This window comes from Pseudomonas sp. MWU15-20650 (assembly GCF_023242475.1).
Taxonomy (GTDB): Bacteria; Pseudomonadota; Gammaproteobacteria; order Pseudomonadales; family Pseudomonadaceae; genus Aquipseudomonas.
In genome coordinates, this window is record NZ_JALJFG010000025.1 from 18840 (window position 1) to 37349 (window position 18510).

At 60.5% G+C, this 18510-nt stretch carries 11 protein-coding genes and 1 pseudogene; 6 read left to right on the plus strand and 6 right to left on the minus strand.

Features of this window, described 5'->3' with window-relative positions; translation table 11 throughout:
* On the minus strand, positions 1 to 1035 hold the full coding sequence (gene waaF, locus M5B43_RS18430) for a lipopolysaccharide heptosyltransferase II (RefSeq protein ID WP_248751439.1): 1035 nt from the start codon (positions 1033 to 1035) through the stop codon (positions 1 to 3).
* A 58-nt stretch (positions 1036 to 1093) separates the two neighbouring features.
* Positions 1094 to 4033 carry a bifunctional [glutamate--ammonia ligase]-adenylyl-L-tyrosine phosphorylase/[glutamate--ammonia-ligase] adenylyltransferase gene (glnE, locus tag M5B43_RS18435; protein ID WP_248751440.1) on the minus strand — a complete coding sequence of 980 codons (2940 nt, stop codon included), beginning with the start codon at positions 4031 to 4033 and terminating at the stop codon, positions 1094 to 1096.
* 383 nt (positions 4034 to 4416) lie between these two features.
* Between glnE and aceE the strand changes: the two genes are divergently transcribed.
* The 5 genes and pseudogenes from aceE to msrA all read left to right on the plus strand — a co-directional run bounded on the left by aceE (position 4417) and on the right by msrA (position 12516).
* Positions 4417 to 7062, plus strand: coding sequence for a pyruvate dehydrogenase (acetyl-transferring), homodimeric type (gene aceE / locus M5B43_RS18440; protein WP_248751441.1), 2646 nt, complete (start codon positions 4417 to 4419; stop codon positions 7060 to 7062).
* Positions 7063 to 7073: 11 nt separating this feature from the next.
* Positions 7074 to 8708: a dihydrolipoyllysine-residue acetyltransferase gene (aceF, locus tag M5B43_RS18445; protein WP_248751442.1), complete on the plus strand. Its 1635-nt coding sequence runs from the start codon at positions 7074 to 7076 to the stop codon at positions 8706 to 8708.
* A 94-nt stretch (positions 8709 to 8802) separates the two neighbouring features.
* Positions 8803 to 8916, plus strand: a pseudogene (locus M5B43_RS27355) (outer membrane lipoprotein carrier protein LolA); the annotation flags it as partial.
* A gap of 186 nt (positions 8917 to 9102) precedes the next feature.
* Complete coding sequence (locus M5B43_RS18450; RefSeq protein ID WP_248751443.1) at positions 9103 to 11796, plus strand: GGDEF and EAL domain-containing protein; 2694 nt, start codon at positions 9103 to 9105, stop codon at positions 11794 to 11796.
* A 72-nt stretch (positions 11797 to 11868) separates the two neighbouring features.
* Positions 11869 to 12516 carry a peptide-methionine (S)-S-oxide reductase MsrA gene (gene msrA / locus M5B43_RS18455; protein ID WP_248751444.1) on the plus strand — a complete coding sequence of 216 codons (648 nt, stop codon included), beginning with the start codon at positions 11869 to 11871 and terminating at the stop codon, positions 12514 to 12516.
* 87 nt (positions 12517 to 12603) lie between these two features.
* Here msrA and rlmJ read toward each other — a convergent pair whose 3' ends face one another.
* The 3 genes from rlmJ to M5B43_RS18470 form a co-directional block, all read right to left on the minus strand.
* Entirely contained in the window at positions 12604 to 13440 is an 837-nt protein-coding gene (gene rlmJ / locus M5B43_RS18460; RefSeq protein ID WP_248751445.1) for a 23S rRNA (adenine(2030)-N(6))-methyltransferase RlmJ, read from the minus strand.
* Between the two features lie 73 nt (positions 13441 to 13513).
* Positions 13514 to 14245, minus strand: a complete 732-nt coding sequence (locus M5B43_RS18465; RefSeq protein ID WP_248751446.1) for a DUF4123 domain-containing protein — start codon at positions 14243 to 14245, stop codon at positions 13514 to 13516.
* Positions 14245 to 16263: a type VI secretion system tip protein VgrG gene (locus M5B43_RS18470; RefSeq protein WP_248751447.1), complete on the minus strand. Its 2019-nt coding sequence runs from the start codon at positions 16261 to 16263 to the stop codon at positions 14245 to 14247. The genes M5B43_RS18465 and M5B43_RS18470 overlap by 1 nt, the downstream gene beginning before the upstream one ends.
* A gap of 190 nt (positions 16264 to 16453) precedes the next feature.
* Here M5B43_RS18470 and M5B43_RS18475 point away from each other — a divergent pair, with 190 nt between their 5' ends.
* Positions 16454 to 16942 (plus strand): DUF2165 domain-containing protein, encoded by a 489-nt coding sequence (locus M5B43_RS18475; protein ID WP_248751448.1) that lies wholly within the window; start codon positions 16454 to 16456, stop codon positions 16940 to 16942.
* Positions 16943 to 17017: 75 nt separating this feature from the next.
* Here M5B43_RS18475 and putP read toward each other — a convergent pair whose 3' ends face one another.
* Entirely contained in the window at positions 17018 to 18502 is a 1485-nt protein-coding gene (gene putP / locus M5B43_RS18480) for a sodium/proline symporter PutP (RefSeq protein WP_248751449.1), read from the minus strand.
* Between the last annotated feature and the right edge of the window lie 8 nt (positions 18503 to 18510).

Here is an 18510-nt window from a genome sequence, read left to right on the forward strand (position 1 = left end):
TCAGTGAACCTCGACCACGTGGCCCTGCAACCGCTGCAAGGCATCGGTTACCGGTTGCGGCAGCAGTTGGCGCAGGCAGTTGTAGTGGCCGAAACGGCAGGTGCGGTCAAAGCATGGGCTGCAGTCCAGGCCCAGGCGCACCACTTCGACCTGATCGGCCAAGGGTGGAGTGAAACCTGGAGATGTGGAGCCGTACACCGCCACCAGCGGACGGTTCAACGCCGCGGCCACATGCATCAGCCCGGAGTCGTTGGAGACCACCGCGTCGGCACAAGACAGCAAGTCGATGGCCTCGGCCAGGGACGTGTCGCCACTGAGGTTCACCGCTTCTTCGCGCAGGCCGGGAATCAGGCGCTGGCGAATGTCTTCACCGACCGAGTGATCGTTCTTCGAACCAAACAGCCACACCTGCCAGCCTTCACGGATTTTCATCTCGGCGACTTTGGCGTAATGCTCCGACGGCCAGCGCTTGGACTCGCCAAACTCGGCGCCAGGGCACAGCGCCAGCACCGGGCGGTCCAGGCTCAGGCCGAACTTGGCCAACGCCGCATCACGGGTGACCGGGTCGATCTGCAAACGGGGGCGCGGATACGGCGTCGGCAACTCGGCGCCCGGCTCGTACGCCAAGGCCATGAACCGTTCGATCATCAATGGGTAGCGCGCTTTGTCGAGGGTGCGCACATCATTGAGCAGCACATAGCGAAACTCGCCGCGCCAGCCGGTGCGCTTGGGGATGCCGGCAAAAAACGGCACCAACGCCGACTTCATCGAGTTGGGTAACAGGATCGCCTGCTCGTACTCACCCGCCAGGGATTTGCCGATGCGACGGCGGGTCGCCAGTTCGAGGGCGCCATGGCCGAGCGGAAAGCTCAAGGCTTTGCGCACCTGGGGCATGCGCTCGAGGATCGGCCGGCTCCACTCAGGGGCGAGCACGTCGATTTGGCAGTCGGGATGACGCTGCTTCAGGCACTGGAACAGTGTCTGTGCCATCACCATGTCACCGACCCAACTGGGCCCAACGATCAGAATATTCATGTAGTTTCCACAAACGATGCGGGGAGGCTTATGCCTCCCCGCCCTACCTAATAATGTTTCAGCTCAACCCCAGCTCCTGCCAGATTCGCATCACCTGCCGCCGTTCGTCGGCGAACTGATCCCCGGCGACTGTGCCGGCCTCGTTCTGCAGGGCCTGGCGGTGAGCGGCGGAACGGTAGGCCTTATAGACCTCGCGCAGCAAATGGGCATCGGCGGCGGGCATCAGCCCGACCTGCTCCAGGCCCTCCAGAATGCGGATATTGTCGGTGTAGCGCAGCAACGATGGATGTTGCGCAGACCACGCCAAAGCCGCGTATTGCACCATAAATTCAATATCGACGATACCTCCGGCGTCCTGCTTGAGGTCGAACGCTGCCGTGGCTTCGAAGGCATTCGCGCCCATACCGGCGGCCGTGGTCTTGGTGCCCAGGTTGTCGCGCATCTTGGCACGCATCTCGCTGACCTCCTGGCGCAGCTTCGCCAAGTCCCGCTCACGCCCCAACACTATAGCCCGTACGTGTTCGAATGCATGACCCACATCCTGGCTGCCCACCAACACTCGTGCCCGTACCAGGGCCTGATGTTCCCAGGTCCACGCTTCATTTTGTTGATAGCGGTCAAACGCCCCCAAGGAACTCACCAACAAGCCGGATGCGCCTGAAGGTCGCAGGCGCATGTCCACTTCGTACAACTGGCCGGAGTTGGTCTGGGTAGTCAGCAGGTGAATGATCCGCTGGCCCAGGCGTGTGAAGAACTGCGCACCGTCGATCGGCTTGGCACCGTCGGTTTCAGCCTGCGGGTCGCCATCGTGGATAAACACCAGGTCCAGGTCCGAACCATGCCCTAGCTCGATCCCACCGACTTTCCCATAACCGACAATGATGAACCCAGGATCGCACAGCGTCCCATCTGAGCGCTGCGGCGAGCCATGACGGGCCACGGTCTGGCGCCAGGCCAGGGCCAGCACTTGTTCGAGGATGGCTTCGGCAAGCCAGGTGAGGTAGTCGCTGACTTTCATTAACGGCAGGCTGCCGGCGATTTCCGAAGCCGCCACGCGCAGACGGTGCGCCAGCTTGAAGTGGCGCAGGGCCTCCATCTGCTGTTCGAGGTCATCCTCAGGAATGCGCGTGAGGCGCTCGCGCAGCTCGGCCGCAAGTTCCGGCGCCAACGGCGGCTTGAACAGCCGGCCCTCGTTGAGCAACTCATCGAGCAACAACGGGAAACGGGTGATCTGCTCGGCGATCCACGGGCTGGCGGCGCACAGTGTCAGCAGCCGGCGCAAGGCATCGGGGTTCTCCGTGAGCAGCACCAAATAGGCAGAGCGACGAGCGACCGCCTCCACCAGAGGCAGCACACGCTCCAGCACCAGGTCCGGGTTGGCATGCTCGACAGCCTGGGCCAGCAAGCGCGGGATAAATGCATCCAGCCGCTCACGCCCCAGGCGTTGCATGGCACGCAATTGCGGGCTGCTGCGCAGGCCCGCCAAGGCTTTGAGGGCTTTGGCTGCGTCGGCAAAACCGCCTTCGCTTAACTGGCGACACGCCGCGTCCTCGTCCTGAGACTCTTCCCACAACGGCAACCACTCGCCGCCGACGACCAACTCGCTCTCTTCGCCCTCTTCTTCATCGGGATCGGCAATCACTTGGCGAAAGTGCCAGTCCACACGGCCACGCCAGTACATCAGGCGTTCATGGAAAGCTGCCCAGTCAGCAAAACCCAGCATAAAGGCAATGCGCGCCTGGTCTTCCGGGCTGTCCGGAAGCATTTGCGTCTGCCGGTCGGCAATCGCCTGGATCGCATGTTCGGTGTAACGCAGAAACTCATAGCCATTGCGCAATTCGGCTATTACCGCCGAGGGCAAATACCCCTGCCCTTCCAGGGTGCCGAGTACCTTGAGCAACGGCCGCTGTTGCAGGCTCAGATCACGACCGCCGTGGATCAGTTGGAACGCCTGGGCGATGAACTCCACTTCGCGGATGCCGCCCGAGCCCAGCTTGATGTTCTCGGCCATGCCCTTGCGCCGTACTTCCTGCTGAATCAACTGCTTCATGGTGCGCAGCGCTTCGATAGCAGAAAAGTCGAGGTAGCGGCGATAGACGAAGGGCCGCAGCATATCGAGCAGTTCGGCACCAGCCAACTGGTCGCCGGCGACCACGCGCGCCTTGATCATGGCGTAGCGTTCCCAGTCGCGGCCCTGGTCCTGGTAGTACTGCTCCAGCGCATTGAAGCTGAGCACCAAGGCACCGGCCGAACCGTATGGGCGCAGACGCATATCCACGCGAAAAACAAACCCATCGACGGTCATCGGGTCGAGGGCCTTGATCAGCTTTTGCCCCAACCGAATGAAAAACTCCTGGTTATCCAGGGCGCGCTTGACGCCCACCGTCTCGCCCCCCTCGGGGTAAGCGAAGATCAGGTCGATATCGGAGGACAGGTTCAGCTCCACCGCCCCAAGCTTGCCCATGCCCAGGATGACCATGTGCTGGGCTTGACCGCTGCGCCGGCCGGTGGGGGTGCCGAACTGCACGCAGTGGCGCTGGTACAACCACTGGTAGGCTTGGTCGATGCAGGCGTCGGCCATATCGGAGAGGTCACGACAGGTTTGTACCAGGTCCGCCTGTCGGGTCAGGTCGCGCCAGATAATGCGCACTTGTTGGCGCGTGCGCTGGCGACGCAGCACCCGGCCCAACTCATCTTCCGTTTCGGCTTGTTGCACGGCAGCGGCAATCTGCCCGCACAGCTCGCCCGGTGCAAACCCGCGGTCCAACTCGCCCCAGGCCACCAGCTCGAGCAACATCAAAGGGTCACGAACACTCTGTTCAATGACGAAATCACTGGCGGCGCACACGCGGGCAAAGTCGGCCCACCGTTGCGGCGTCCACGCAGAAAGGCCATGATCGTCGTCCAGCGCGGCCACTGCGTCACGAAATGACTGCTCGGCCCGGCTGGCGAAAGGCAAGAGAATGGCCGGTAGTTCGGCCAGTATTGGAAGGCTCATGGTCTATCCTTGGTCGGCGCGTAAAAGGCTTGTTGCTGTGAACGCAAGAACCACGCTCGGTGAAGGACTGTCGAACAAAGGTTATAAATAGCTGAAATTAAATTAATCTTGGCAGGCAACATCAAACTTTCACCTTTTCTTGTTCGCAAAAGATCAACAATAACGATTATGCTCACCAGCCAGACCGAGCAATCCACTCGGTCTTGTGTAGTTTTACTACTCGTATATACATTCGAAAGGCTGAAATGGCCGACGATTTGTAGTAAAACTACAGGACGCCGAAGCAACCTTCGGCCATCCAAGAATTTATGTCGTCTGCCCACAAGGCCAGTCGCAAACTTCAGGCAACCGATTCTGGTAGCCTTTCCGCCCTGGAGCAAGCCATGCAAGACCTCGATCCCGTCGAAACCCAGGAATGGCTGGACGCCCTGGAATCGGTTCTCGACAAAGAAGGCGAAGACCGTGCTCACTACCTGATGACCCGTATGGGCGAACTCGCGACCCGCAGCGGCTCGCAACTGCCCTACGCCATCACCACGCCGTACCGCAACACCATCCCCGTAACCCACGAAGCACGCATGCCTGGCGACCTGTTCATGGAACGCCGCATTCGCTCGCTGGTACGTTGGAACGCCATGGCGATGGTAATGCGCACGAACTTGAAAGATTCTGACCTGGGCGGTCACATCTCCAGCTTCGCTTCCAGCGCAACCCTGTACGACATCGGCTTCAACTACTTCTTCCAGGCCCCGACCGACGAGCACGGCGGCGACCTGATCTACTTCCAGGGCCACACCTCGCCAGGCGTCTACGCCCGTGCGTTCATGGAAGGCCGTATCACCGAAGAACACATGAACAACTTCCGCCAGGAAGTGGACGGTAACGGCCTGTCGTCGTACCCGCACCCTTGGCTGATGCCTGACTTCTGGCAGTTCCCGACTGTATCCATGGGCCTGGGCCCGATCCAGGCGATCTACCAGGCACGCTTCATGAAGTACCTGGAAGCCCGTGGCTTCATCCCTGAAGGCAAGCAGAAAGTCTGGTGCTTCCTGGGCGACGGCGAGTGTGACGAGCCGGAATCCCTGGGTGCCATCTCCCTGGCCGGCCGCGAGAAGCTGGACAACCTGATCTTCGTCATCAACTGCAACCTGCAGCGCCTCGACGGCCCGGTTCGCGGCAACGGCAAGATCATCCAGGAACTCGAAGGTGTGTTCCGCGGTGCTCAGTGGAACGTGACCAAAGTCATCTGGGGTCGCTTCTGGGACCCACTGCTGGCCAAAGACGTCGACGGTATCCTGCAACGTCGCATGGACGAAGTCATCGACGGCGAGTACCAGAACTACAAGGCCAAAGACGGCGCGTTCGTACGTGAACACTTCTTCAACACGCCTGAACTCAAGGCGATGGTTGCCGACCTGTCCGACGACGAGATCTGGAAACTCAACCGTGGCGGCCACGACCCGTACAAGGTCTATGCGGCGTACCACGAAGCGGTCAACCACAAAGAACAACCTACCGTCATCCTGGCCAAGACCATCAAGGGTTATGGCACCGGTGCCGGCGAAGCGAAAAACACTGCGCACAACACCAAGAAAGTCGATGTCGACAGCCTGAAGTTGTTCCGCGACCGCTTCGACATTCCAGTCAAAGATGAAGAGCTGGAAAACCTGCCATTCTTCAAGCCGGAGCCGAACAGCGCCGAAGCCCGTTACCTGAGCGAGCGTCGTGCCGCACTGGGCGGTTTCGTGCCACAGCGCCGCGCCAAGTCCTTCGACATTCCTACACCGCCACTGGATACCCTCAAGGCGATCCTGGACGGCTCGGGCGACCGTGAAATCTCCACCACCATGGCCTTCGTGCGGATCCTCGCACAGCTGGTCAAGGACAAGGAAATCGGTTCGCGTATCGTCCCGATCATCCCGGATGAAGCCCGTACCTTCGGTATGGAAGGCATGTTCCGTCAGTTGGGCATCTACTCCTCCGTCGGCCAGCTCTACGAGCCAGTCGATAAAGACCAGGTGATGTTCTACAAGGAAGACAAGAAGGGCCAGATCCTCGAAGAAGGCATCAACGAAGCGGGCGCCATGAGCTCCTTCATCGCTGCCGGTACGTCGTACTCCAGCCACAACCAGCCGATGCTGCCGTTCTACATCTTCTACTCGATGTTCGGTTTCCAGCGTATCGGCGACCTGGCCTGGGCAGCAGGCGACAGCCGCACCCGTGGTTTCCTGATCGGCGGCACCGCCGGCCGTACCACGCTCAATGGCGAGGGCCTGCAACACGAAGACGGTCACAGCCACATCCTGGCTGCTACCATCCCGAACTGCCGCACCTTTGATCCAACCTACGGCTATGAGCTGGCGGTGATCATCCAGGACGGCATGAAGAAGATGACCGAAGAACAGCAGGACGTTTTCTACTACATCACCGTGATGAACGAGTCCTACCAGCAGCCAGCGATGCCGGCCGGTGTGGAAGAAGGCATCATCAAGGGCATGTACCTGCTCGAAGAAGACACCAAGGAAGCGGCGCACCACGTGCAACTGATGGGCTCCGGCACCATCCTGCGTGAAGTGCGTGAAGCAGCGAAGATCCTGCGCGAAGAGTTCAACGTCGGCGCCGACGTATGGAGCGTTACCAGCTTCAACGAACTGCGTCGCGACGGCCTGGCCGTAGAGCGCAGCAACCGCCTGCACCCTGGCCAGAAGCCTGCCAAGAGCTACGTCGAAGAGTGCCTGGCCGGCCGTAAAGGTCCAGTCATTGCCTCTACCGACTACATGAAACTGTTTGCTGAACAAATTCGCCAGTGGGTCCCGTCCAAGGAATTCAAAGTCCTGGGCACCGATGGTTTCGGCCGCAGTGACAGCCGCAAGAAGCTGCGTCACTTCTTCGAAGTCGACCGTCACTTCGTGGTGTTGGCAGCCCTGGAAGCCTTGGCTGACCGTGGTGAGATCGAACCCAAGGTGGTGGCTGACGCTATCGTCAAGTTCGGGATCAACCCGGAAAAACGCAACCCACTGGACTGCTGAGGAGATTTTTTGTGAGCGAACTCATTCGCGTACCTGACATCGGCAGCGGTGAAGGTGAAGTAATCGAGCTGTTTGTGAAGGTCGGCGACAAAGTCGAAGCCGACCAGAGCATCCTGACCCTGGAATCGGACAAGGCGAGCATGGAAATCCCTGCTCCCAAGGCCGGCGTGGTCAAGAGCCTGAAAGTGAAGCTGGGCGACCGCCTGAAAGAAGGCGACGAACTGCTGGAACTGGAAATCGAAGGTGCCGCTGATGCGGCCCCTGCGGCGGCTCCTGCTGCCGCTGCTGCACCCGCACCTGCTGAAAAGCCAGCCCAAGCGCCTGCCGCACCGGCTGCTGCACCGGCTGCTGCGACTGTCCAGGACATTCATGTTCCGGACATCGGTTCCTCGGGCAAGGCCAAGATCATCGAGCTGCTGGTCAAGGTCGGCGACACCGTCGAAGCCGACCAATCGCTGATCACCCTGGAGTCCGACAAAGCCTCCATGGAAATCCCTTCGCCGGCTGCCGGCGTGGTGGAAAGCATCGCAGTCAAGCTCGAAGACGAAGTCGGCACTGGCGACTTCATCCTCAAGCTGAAAGTGGCGGGCGCTGCTCCTGCTGCTCCTGCTGCCGCCGCCCCAGCCGCCGCTCCGGCTGCCAAGGCTGAAGCCGCACCTGCCGCTGCCGCGCCGGCTGCAAAAGCCGAGGCTGCACCTGCCCCGGTTGCTGCACCTGCGCCAAGCGGCGCCAAGGTTCATGCCGGCCCTGCCGTGCGCCAACTGGCCCGTGAATTCGGCGTCGAGCTGAGCGCTGTGTCGGCCACTGGCCCACACGGTCGCGTGCTGAAGGAAGACGTGCAGGTCTACGTCAAATCCATGATGCAGAAGGCCAAGGAAGCTCCGGCTGCCGGCGCTGCTACCGGTGGCTCGGGCATTCCGCCGATCCGCACTGTCGACTTCAGCCGCTTCGGCGAAATCGAAGAAGTGCCGATGACCCGCCTGATGCAAATCGGCGCGGCCGGCCTGCACGCCAGCTGGCTGAACATCCCACACGTGACTCAGTTCGACCAGGCCGACATCACCGACCTGGAAGCTTTCCGCGTTGCGCAGAAAGCCGTGGCCGAGAAGGCCGGCGTGAAGCTGACCGTGCTGCCGCTGTTGCTCAAGGCTTGCGCACACCTGCTCAAGGAACTGCCGGACTTCAATAGTTCGCTGGCACCCAGCGGCAAGGCGATCATTCGCAAGAAGTACGTGCACATCGGCTTTGCAGTCGACACCCCAGATGGCCTGCTGGTACCGGTCATCAAGAACGTCGACCAGAAGAGCCTGCTGCAACTGGCTGCCGAAGCCGCCGCACTGGCTGCCAAGGCCCGCGACAAGAAGCTCACCCCGGACGACATGCAGGGCGCATGCTTCACCATCTCCAGCCTCGGGCACATTGGCGGCACTGGCTTTACGCCAATCGTCAACGCGCCGGAAGTGGCGATCCTGGGTGTGTCCAAGGCCACTATCCAGCCTGTCTGGGACGGCAAAGCGTTCCAGCCGAAGCTGATGTTGCCGCTGTCGCTGTCCTACGATCACCGTGTGATCAATGGCGCCGCGGCCGCACGCTTTACCCAGCGTCTGAGCCAACTGCTGAACGACATCCGCACCATCTTGCTGTAACTCTCAACCAGCCTCCTTTACCGAGGAGGCTGGGTTGCACCGATTTCCGAGCGCCACGCTCGTACCTCAACCCCGCCACTTGGCGGGGCTTTTTTTGCCTGTGTTTTTTGTAGGAGCGAGCTTGCTCGCGAAGATCGTCAACGATGACGCGGGCCTTCTGGATAAACGCGGTGCTCTGGCGTTTTTCGCGAGCAAGCTCGCTCCTACAGAGGACAGGCGTGAACCACCGATCACCTCGATTGCAGAAATCCCACTCGCGGCCGATAACAGCCTTATAGCACTTAGCCTTCATCCTCTCTTGTCAGTGCGTGCTGCATGATGCAACCTTGCCGCAGGCGACAGTAAAGAGGGCGTGAGCCCGGCGCCTTGCGTATTTTTCCAAGCGAGTTTCCCCATGAAAAGCCAACCCGATGTCGCCCGTATGGCGGCCGAGGTAGTGACGCAATTACCGGTGCCTTCGCGCCTCGGTATGCTGCGTTTCGAGCGGCTTAATGAGGCAAGCTGGGCACTGCTCTACCTCGACCCTAACTGCGAACGCCAATTCGGCCTGCCGGCGGTCGAACTGTGTGCCCTGCTCGGCACCCCCTACGCCAGCCTGATGGAGCCCCAGGCGCGGTATCAGTTGCACGATGCGATCCAGCAGCAACTGACCCAAAGCCCCCATTACCTGGTGCGCTACACCCTGCATACCCAGGACGGCCCATTGAGCCTGCTGGAAATGGGTGAGGCGTATAAACAACACAATCGTCACCTGCTGCGCGGTTACTTGATGGTGGTCGATGGGCTGTTCAGTGAAGTCCCCATGCCCGTTCCGACCGCCGACCTGGAAAACCAGAACAGCCGCCTGCAAATCGCCCTGGAACTGAACCAACGTGCACAGCAGGAACAGTTGCTGCACCTGGAGCGGGTGCGCGCGCAGCAAGAATTGATCCTGCTGCTGGCTCGCCAGCGCTACACCACACCCAACTCGCTGCAAGAAGCCGCCGAGCTGATTACCCGTAGCGCTTGCGACATCTACCAGATCGATTGCGCCAGCATCTGGAACCTCGAAGGCCAACGGCTGGTGCCGATCTCGGCGTACCACCGCGCCGACCAGCGATACCGCCTGCCCGAAGCGATCGACGCCAGCGGCTTCCCCGATTACCTGGACGCCCTGCACTCCAGCCGCGCCATCGACGCCACCCATGCCCTGCGCGACCCGCGCACCCGTGAAATGGCCGAGACCTTGCGCGCCAGGGATGTCCACGCGATGCTCGACGCGAGTATCCGTGTCGACGGCCAGGTCGTCGGTGTGCTGTGCCTGGAACAAGGTGGCAGCCCGCGCGCATGGCAGGCCGATGAAATCGCATTTGCCGGTGAGTTGGCGGACCAGTTCGCTCAAGTCATCAACAATCACAACCGCCGTACCGCCACCAGCGCCCTGCATTTGTTCCAGCGTGCGGTGGAGCAAAGTGCCAACGCTTTTCTGCTGGTCAATTGCGATGGCGTGGTGGAGTACGTCAACCCAAGCTTTACCGCGATTACCCAGTACAGCGCCGAAGAAGTCCACGGCCACCGCCTCGCGCAGCTACCGGCCCTGGAGAACCTCAGCGAGCTGCTGTTCGACGCGCCGTCAAGCCTGGCCAAAAGCAACAGCTGGCAGGGTGAATTCAAAAGCCGGCGCAAGAACCTGGAACCCTACTGGGGCCAGTTGTCGATCTCCAAAGTGTATGGCGACAACCGTGAGTTGACCCACTACATCGGCATTTACGAAGACATTACCCAGACCAAGCTGGCCCAGCAGCGCATCGAACGCCTGGCCTATACCGACAACCTGACCAACCTGGGCAACCGTCCGGCGTTTATCCGCAACCTCGACGAACGCTTTGCCCGCGACAGTGACAGCCCGATCAGCCTGTTGTTGGTGGACATCGACAACTTCAAGCGCATCAACGACAGCCTCGGCCACCAGACGGGTGACAAGCTGCTGATCAGCCTGGCGCGACGCCTTCGCAACAGCCTGAGCGCCAGCGGTAGCCTGGCGCGGTTTGCCAGTAACGAATTTGCCGTGCTGCTCGACGACACCGACCTTGAGACCGGCCAACAGGTTGCCAGCCAACTGCTGGCAACCCTCGACAAACCCATGTTCGTCGACAACCAGTTGATCAGCGTCACCGGTTCCGTGGGCCTGGCCTGCGCCCCCCTGCATGGGCGCGACCCGCAAACCCTGATGCGCAACGCCGGGCTGGCCCTGCACAAGGCCAAGGCCAACGGCAAACATCAGGTGCAAGTGTTTACTGAAGCCCTCAATGCCGAAGCCAGCTACAAGCTGTTCGTGGAGAACAACCTGCGTCGCGCCCTGACCCAGAACGAGCTGGATGTGTTCTACCAACCCAAGCTGTGCCTGCGCAGCGGCCGCCTGCTGGGCATGGAAGCGCTGTTGCGCTGGAACCACCCGGAAAAAGGCATGATCCGCCCCGACCAGTTCATCAGTGTGGCCGAAGAAACCGGGCTGATTATCCCCATCGGCAAGTGGATCGCGCGCCAGGCCTGCCGCATGAGCCGGCAGTTGACCGCCGCGGGCATGGGCAACCTCCAGGTAGCGATCAACCTGTCACCCAAGCAGTTTTCCGACCCGGACCTGGTGGCCTCGATTGCCACAATCCTCAAGGAAGAACAGTTGCCCGCCAACCTGTTGGAGCTGGAACTGACCGAAGGCTTGCTGCTGGAGGCGACCGAAGACACGCGCCTGCAACTGGACCAGCTGAAGAGCTTTGGCCTGACCCTGGCCATGGACGACTTCGGCACCGGTTACTCGTCGCTTAGCTACTTGAAAAAGTTTCCCATCGACATTATCAAGATCGACCGTAGCTTTATCCACGAAATCCCGGATAACCAGGACGACATGGAAATCACCTCGGCGGTGATCGCCATGGCACACAACCTCAAGCTCAAAGTGGTGGCCGAAGGTATCGAGACCGCCGAGCAGCTGGCGTTCCTGCGTCGACATCGCTGTGACGTGGGCCAGGGCTACCTGTTCGACAGGCCGATTCCCGGTGGGGAGCTCATGAAGATGCTTAAACGCTATCCTCGCGGGCCAATCGCCTGACAGCGCTGTAACACTCGGGCACACTGGCTGTCTGACAATTTACTGCTACTCAACCTGACGAGAGGACTGATCATGGTCTTGCGCTCGGAAATTCTGGTGAACAAAAACGTGCTTCCTACTGCAGAACAAGCTTTGCCTGGCCGCGAAACCCCGATGACCCTACCGCAGACGCACTTCGTCAACGGCAACCCATTGCTGGGCCCGTTCCTCGATGACGTTGGCTTTGCGATTTTCGGCCTGGGCTGCTTCTGGGGCGCGGAACGCAAATTCTGGCAGCGCGATGGCGTCGTCAGCACCGTGGTCGGCTATGCCGGTGGCTTCACGCCGAACCCGACTTACGAAGAAGTCTGCTCGGGCCTGACCGGCCACAGCGAAGTGGTACTGGTGGTGTATGACCAGGCCAAGGTCAAGTACGAAGACCTGCTGAAGATGTTCTGGGAACTGCACAACCCGACCCAGGGCATGCGCCAGGGCAACGACATCGGCAGCCAGTACCGTTCGGTGATCTATGCGACCACACCTGAGCAATTGGCGGCGGCGCAGGCCAGTGCCGAGGCGTATCAGGCTGAGTTGACCAAGGCGGGCTTGGGCACCATCACTACGGAAATCGCAGAGGCGCCAACGGTGTACTTCGCCGAGGCGTATCACCAGCAGTACCTGGCGAAGAATCCGCAGGGTTACTGCGGGATCGGCGGCACTGGCGTGACCTGTCCGATCTGACGATCGGAGCGGCAAGTTTGAAGCTGCAAGCTACAAGTAAAAGCTGGAACACCTCTCTTGCAGCTTGTAGCTTGAAACTTGCAGCTCTCATTCACTAATGAGCCAATCCATCTGCCATCCACCCTGGGTCTGGCCAAGCTTTTTGGACAGCCACGGCAGCAGCTCGCGTAACTCCTCTTCCAGACCCCACGGTGGGTTGGCAATCGCCAGGCCCGAGCCGGTCAGGGTATTGGGCGTGTCCAGTGGATGCACCAGCAGTTCCACCCGCAGCAACTTCGGCGCACCGGTGCCGGCCAGGTCCTGGTAGAAGCGGCGCAACATGCGCTGGTCCTTCACCGGGTACCAGATCGCCGCGACCGTCTGGCGCATGCGGCTAACCGCCTCCTTGAGCGATGCCGCGCAACGCTGCATCTCATCGAGCTGTTCGAACGGCGGGTCGATCAGCATCAACGCGCGTTTCTCCGGCACGGGCAGCAGGGCCCGCGGCACATGCCAACCTTCACCCAGGTGCACTTTGACCCGGCGATCGCCCTTCATGTTGTCCTTGAGCAGCACACCGTCTTCCGGGTGTTTCTCATTGAGCAGCACTCGGTCCTGAGGCCGCGTCAGGCGGCGAGCCAGTTCCGGTGAACCCGGGTAGTAGCGCAACTGGCCATCAGGGTTCATCTCGTGCAGCACACGCATGTAATCGGCGGTGAGTGGCGGCAGGTCGCTTTCGCCCCACAGGCGCGCAATGCCTTCCAGGTATTCACCGGTGCGGTTGGCCTGGTCGCCCTGCAGGTCGTACAGCCCAATCCCCGCGTGGGTGTCGAGATAGGCGAACGGCTGCTCCTTGCGCGACATCAGGGCGATGAGGCGGGTCAAGGTCAGGTGTTTGAAGACATCGGCGTGGTTGCCGGCGTGAAAGGCGTGACGATAATTCATGGTTGCTCCTGCGCAGGGGGCGAAGTTTACCTTCTACAGGCGCAAAGGTGCAGGGCCGCATGGCGGGCGGCGCTCATATCGCGCTCAACTCTGAGGCGAGGTAACCCGCCAGTGCTTCATGACTGATCTGCGGCCTGCGCGCAAAGTAGGCGACCTTGTGCCGCAAAGTCGTCGCGGTAAAGGCGGTGTACAGGTCGGGGCGCTGCTCTTCAAGCCATTGCAGCAGGTTGTTGACCAGTACCTGCGCGGACTGCTCTGCCAGATGCGCCAGCAACGGCGCCGGCACTTGCCACCAAGGGCTGGGCTTGGCTGGCGTGACCGGCACAGCCTTCACGACAAGCGGCTGACCATTGATCAGGTAACGCTGGAACACTGGCAGTACGCTCCCAGCTTCGTCACCCAGCTTCTGTAAAATCGGCAAAAATTGCGTGCCGTCCCAGAAACGTAAAAACACCTCCTGGTTTTCAGGCAGGTACACCTTGGTCAAGCCTTTCACGTGCGCGATCACGGTTTGCAACGGGCTGGACGAGACCGCCAGCCACCCCCAATCCGACGCTTGCGTGGTGGCTATCCAGTCAAGGAAGGGACTGTCCGGTTCGACGACACCAACGAAAGGCATGACCTCATCCCAATCGGCGTAGACCGTGCCCGCCCAGATCGACTGCGGCGCCGCTCCCGCCGCCATGGTTTGCCAGGCGGCAAATGGCTTGGCGTCACTGGCACTGCCCAGTACGACAAAGATCTGTTCACCGGGGAGCAGAGGGTATTGCCCAAGCCAGGCACTGGGAGCCAAGGATGTCGGCATCAGGGAAAGCTCCTTGTATGACCGGGTATATCGCACTGCCCGTTTTTGCAACGTTCACACTCCTCACAAAACGGCGCACTGCGCTTCAAGCTGGCCACTTGCACACGACTTAGCGGTGCAGGACTAACCGCCAGCAACGCCTCCTTTGATCCGGGCATCAACGGTGCAGCCGCAGGAGCGGGCGCCCCTCCCAGCTGGATCGGCACGCTGCTGAAAATCCCGCCTGCCGACAGCGTGATCGACTGGCCACCGGCCTGGATGGTCACGCTGGCGCCCGCATCGATAACGACACTCTGGCCTGCGCCAATCTGGATGGTCCGCCCGGCACGCATCTGCTGCGAGCCCCCGACAACCAGATGATCATCCTGCTTGAGTTCGGTCAGGCGATTGCCATGGGTGATCCGCTGCTCTTCACCCAACAGCTCATGGTGCGACTCGCCGCCCACGCTTACCCGGCGCTGGTTATCAACCTGCACCTGCTGGTCATGCAATACATGCTGGTTCCAGTCCCGCTGAGCCCGCAGGTAGATTTCCTCGGCCCCCTTGCGATCTTCGATGCGCAGCTCGTTGTAACCGCCCCCGCCCGGACTGCTCTGGCTGCGGAAAACACTGCGGGTCTTTTCGGCTGGCAAATCAAGCGGCAGGCGGGTTGCCTCATTGGGCAGGCAGCCGATAACCAGCGGCATATCCATGTCGCCATTGGCGAACCCCACCAGCACCTCCATGCCGACCCTTGGGATCAACACCGAACCGTAACGGTGATGAGCCCAGCCACTGGCGACTCGCAGCCAGCAACTGGAGTGTTCGTGATGGCCCGCGTCACGATCCCAGGCCATCTGTACTTTGACTCGGCCGTATTCGTCGCAATGGATCTCACTGCCAGCGGGCCCCGTGACCACTGCGCTCTGGTAACCCGATATTGACGGCCGCGACATATACAGGCGCGGTCGGAACGGCACGTCCCAAGGCGTGACAACAAATTCGTTGCTGTAGCCCAGAGGCGATTCATCGCCATAGCGTTCGGGAGCAGACTCCTCAAGCACCTGAGGCTGGTGCCCTGAATGGTGCAGCTGGGTGACCAACCACAGGTCATTCCATTCTTGACGCGGATGCCCGTCCATCCTCAGGAATTGCCCGCAGACCAAGGCAGGCTGGTCGCTATAGCCGCTGGCTTGACGAAAGTCGTGACGGTGACGCTCCAACAGGCGCTGTGCCAGGTACTTGCCGTGATCACGATCCGTAAAGTACCCGGGATAGCGCTGGTCAACCAGCGCGGGAAGTTGCGCGCCGGACGCCCCGCTTTCCAATACCAGGCCCGGTTTTGTGAAGTCATAGTCCCGCAGGTTCACACCCGTGGTACGGGTCTCCATCCGCAGGATAAAGCGCTTGATTGCCGGCGTGTCCGCCACCATTCCGGAACCGGGTGAGTAAGGGGTGGCTTGAGCGGGCTGGGCGAACACGCTCTGGTCATCGCCGAACACCAATAAGTGGCGTTCGGGGCTGTGCTGAAAGTGATAGTGAATACCCGACTCGGCACACAAGCGCTGAATAAACTCCAGGTCGGTTTCGCCGAACTGAACACAGTATTCACGCTCGGGATACTCGCCGCTCAGTTGAAACGCGAAAGCATCCCCTTGGATAGCCTGGGCTTCCAACACCAGAGCAATGACCTGCGGCACGGTCTTGTCCTGGAAAATCCGCTGGTGGGTACTGTGCTCCAGATACGCCAACTGCGGCACCAGGGTGATCTGATAACGCGTAAGACGCTTGCCCGAATCGCCTTGTGCCACTCGGTATACCTGGCCGTGCACACCATGACCCTGAGCATCAAACGCCAGGAACGCCTGGTGGTGCAGCAGGCTCTCGAGGTCCAGATCGGGCTGTTCGCTGACCAGTTCAAGATCAAAGCGAAAGGGCAGGCTAATGAACTCATCCCCTGTGAACCCATGAACCTTGAGATCGCTGGGTTTTCCATCGAGGGCCAGGGTAAATGCACTTTGATTGGCAGGAGCGAACATCCGGTGTTTCTCTGCGAGGGGTGGGCGGGCGATTCTGCACCAGCTTTTTGCCGATCTGAGCACACCACTGGCAAATCAGTAAGCTCCTACATCAGGCGTGCTGGATTCTTCACGCATCAGGCGTCGAAGGCATGTCATGAGCGTGCTAGCGTAACGGCCTCTCTCTTCGGCAGAACACTGGAAAAAAAGCATGGCTAACCGCTACGCAAAAATAATCCTGACCCTCGCCCTTGCGGCCTTCGCCACCTTGGTTGCGTTCAACAACATCACCGACTACGGCTCCAACTTCGCCTTCGTCAGCCATGTGTTGAGCATGGACACCACGTTCCCCGACAACGCCGCCATGTACCGTTCAATCACCACGCCTTGGCTGTGGCACGGTGCCTACGGGTTGATCATTCTCGGCGAGGCACTCACGGCACTGTTGCTGGCACGGGGGGCGTGGTCGTTGTGGCGCGCCAGACACGCTACGGGTGTTGAGTTCAACCGATCCAAAGCCAGCGCAATCACCGGTCTCACCCTGGGCTTCATGGTGTGGTTTTTCGGCTTCATGGTGGTGGGCGGTGAATGGTTTCTGATGTGGCAATCCCATCAATGGAATGGCCAGGAAGCGGCGTTCAAGTTCTACATGGCAATTTTGGGTGTGCTGATTTTTCTCAATCAGGCGGATTCGGACTGAACCCGCAAAAAAAGGCCCACCATCCGCAGGACGTGGGCCTTTTTTCAAATCAATGGGCGCTGAACGCCCGCTGAATTACTTGTTGAGGTTGTAGTCTTTTTCCGCAGCGTCAAAACGCTCGACCATGCCGGCAGTCGGTGCGCCCATCTTGCTGACGAAGTAGATCGCCAGGCTGGCGAAGAGGAAGCCTGGGATGATTTCGTACAGGCCCAGCAGGGAAAAGTGCTTCCACACGATCACGGTGATCGCGCCGACCAGGATGCCGGCGAGTGCGCCGTTGCGGGTCATGTCCTTCCAGATCACCGAAATCAGCACCACAGGGCCAAAGGCCGCGCCGAAACCAGCCCAGGCATAGCTCACCAGGCCCAGTACGCGGTTGTCCGGGTTGGCCGCCATGGCGATAGCAATCAAAGCCACCAGCAGCACCATCGCGCGGCCGACCCATACCAGCTCGATCTGGGAGGCGTTCTTGCGCAGGAAGGTCTTGTAGAAGTCTTCGGTCAGGGCGCTGGAGCACACCAGCAATTGGCAGCTCAGGGTACTCATTACCGCGGCCAGGATGGCCGAGAGCAGCACGCCGGCAATCCATGGGTTGAACAGCAGCTTGGCCAGTTCAATGAACACGCGCTCGTGGTTCTCGGTCACCGGGCCTGCAACTTCAGGGTGCGCCGAGAAGTACGCGATACCGAAGAAGCCCACCGCCACGGTGCCGCCCAGGCACAGGATCATCCACGTCATGGAGATGCGGCGCGCCTTGGCAATCGACTTCACCGAATCGGCCGCCATGAAACGCGCAAGGATGTGCGGCTGACCGAAGTAGCCCAGACCCCAGCCCATCAGCGAGATGATGCCGATGAAGCTGGTGTTTTTCAGCATATTGAAGTTGTCAGGGTTCTTCGCTTCGATCGCCAGGAAGGTGGTATCGACACCGCCGGTTGCCAGCAACACGATGATGGGCGTCAGGATCAGCGCGAAGATCATCAGCGTGGCTTGTACGGTGTCAGTCCAGCTGACGGCTAGGAAACCACCGACGAAGGTGTAGGCAATCGTCGCAGCAGCACCGGCCCACAACGCTGTCTCGTAGGACATGCCGAAGGTGCTTTCAAACAAGCGGGCACCGGCCACGATGCCGGAGGCGCAATAGATGGTGAAGAACACCAGGATCACTACCGCGGAGATGATCCGCAGCAGGCCACTTTTATCTTCGAAGCGGCTGGAGAAGTAATCCGGCAGGGTCAGGGCGTCGCCGTTGTGTTCGGTCTGCACCCGCAGGCGGCCGGCCACGAACAACCAGTTGAGGTAGGCACCGACGATCAGGCCGATGGCAATCCAGCTTTCCGACAGACCAGACATGTAGATCGCGCCGGGCAACCCCATCAACAACCAGCCACTCATGTCGGAAGCACCGGCCGACAAGGCTGTTACCACGCTACCGAGGCTGCGACCGCCGAGGATGTAATCGGAAAGGTTGTTGGTGGAGCGATAGGCCATGAAGCCGATCAGCACCATTGCTGCGATGTAGATCACGAAGGTGATCAGGGTTGGATTACTAACGCTCATAAGAGTGA